At 74.4% G+C, this 1,761-nt stretch carries 2 protein-coding genes and 1 pseudogene; 2 read left to right on the forward strand and 1 reads right to left on the reverse strand.

The features are described from left to right. Positions 1-271 (forward strand): hypothetical protein (locus AC1MIR_RS22030; RefSeq protein ID WP_480030335.1); only part of this gene is annotated, 271 nt, incomplete at its 5' end. 7 nt (positions 272-278) lie between these two features. Here the strand turns inward: AC1MIR_RS22030 and AC1MIR_RS22035 are convergent. Then, entirely contained in the window at positions 279-1,346 is a 1,068-nt protein-coding gene (locus AC1MIR_RS22035) for an alcohol dehydrogenase (protein ID WP_480030336.1), read from the reverse strand. Positions 1,347-1,464: 118 nt separating this feature from the next. Here AC1MIR_RS22035 and AC1MIR_RS22040 point away from each other — a divergent pair. After that, positions 1,465-1,761: pseudogene (locus tag AC1MIR_RS22040) on the forward strand (hypothetical protein); the annotation flags it as partial.

Below are 1,761 nucleotides of genomic sequence, written 5' to 3' on the forward strand. Positions count from 1 at the left end.
GGCGGCGCGCGCGCTGCTGGCCCGCGCCGCGGGGGCGGGCCTCGATCCGGCGGAGACCATCGAGTGGCCGCCCGGCGGCGCCCCCGCGCGGTGCGCCGGGGCGGCGCGGCTGGCGCCGAAGCGCGCGGCGGAGCCGTGGTTCCGGCATGCCTGGTCGTGGCATGCGGGGCTGGCCTGGTCGCTGCTGGCCGGGCGCGCGATGCATGCGCTGGCCGGCCCGCCCCGCGGCGCCCGCTCCTGCGACACGCTGATGGTGGCGCGGACGCGGTGAGGCGGCGCTACGCCGCTTCCGCCGTCAGCACGATGCGCCCGACCACCTTGCCCTCGCGCAGGCGGTTCAGCGCGGAATCCGCGTTGCGCAAGGGCTCGCGCGTGATCGGGATCGGCGCGAGCCGGCCGCCCTGCGCGAGCTTCACCAGCGCCCGCAACTCCTTCGGGCTGCCGACATAGCTGCCGCGCACGGTCAGCGCGCGCATCGCCATCACCGGCAGCGGCAGCACCATCTCGCCGCCGAACAGCCCGACCTGCACGAGCTTGCCGCCCTTGGTCAGCGCGTCGAAGCAGAAGCGCGCGGTCTCCGTGCCGTTCACCAGGTCGATGATCGCCTCGACGCCGCCGCCGCAGAGGTCGGCCAGGCGCTTCGCGACATCCGGCAGGCTCGCATCCAGCGTGTCCGTCGCGCCCGCCTGCGTCGCGGCCGCGAGCTTCTCGGCGCTGACATCCACCGAGACGATGCGCTTGTGGCCCATCGCCTTCAGCACGCTGATGGCCTGCAGCCCGAGGCCGCCGGCGCCGACCAGCACGATCGGCGTGCCGGGCTCCATCGGCATCAGCTTGTTGATCGCCGAGAAGACCGTGATGCCGGAACAGGCATAGGTCGCGGCCAGCGCGGGATCGAGGTCGCCCGGATCCACCAGGTGGCGCGGCTCCGGCGCCAGCACATGCGTCGCGTAGCCGCCATTCTGGAACACGCCGAGCGCCTTGCCCTGGAGGCACATGTTGTCGTCCTCGGACCGGCATCTCGGGCAAATGCCGCAGCCGACCCAGGGGAAGACGATGCGCTGCTGGCCGACCGCGAGGCCCTGCCCTTCCGCCCCCGGCCCCCATTTCACCACCCGGCCCACGATTTCGTGACCCATCGCCAGCGGCAGCGTCACCCCGCGTTCCGACAGCTTCATCTTGCCGCGGCTGCCGAGGTCCCACTCGCCCTCCCAGATGTGGATGTCGGAGTGGCAGACGCCGGCATGCGTGACTTCCAGCAGCACCTGGCTGCCGGTCGGCTCCGGCGTCGGCAGCTCGATCTCCTGCAGCGGCTTCCGCGCTTCGACCACGGCCCAGGCCCGCATGGCCATTCCTCCTTGTGATTGTGCGGCCATCGAAGAACCGGCAGCATCCGTGGTCAACTCGGCCCGGATGGACGCCGGGGCGCATCGCCGGGCGGCGACAGGGGATGGAGACGGAACGATGTCGGACGTGCTTTCCAGGATTCTCGCCGGCGCGCTGGGCGGCGGCATGGGCGGCGACCCGCGCGGCGGCCAGGGCGGCTACGGCGCCGGCGGTGGCATGGGCGGCTCGCCGCTCGGCGATCCGCGTCTGCGCCGGGGCGAGGTGCCGGGCTATGAGGGCCGCGGCGGGCCGATGGGGGGGCAGGCGGGCGGCGGCATGGGCGGCGGCCTCGGCGACCTGCTCGGCAGCGGCGGCGGGCTCGGCGGCCTGCTGGGCGGCCTGCTCGGCGGCATGGCCGGGGGCGCGCCGCAGCAG

The sequence above is a fragment of the Falsiroseomonas sp. RANM36 genome (genome assembly GCF_056682175.1).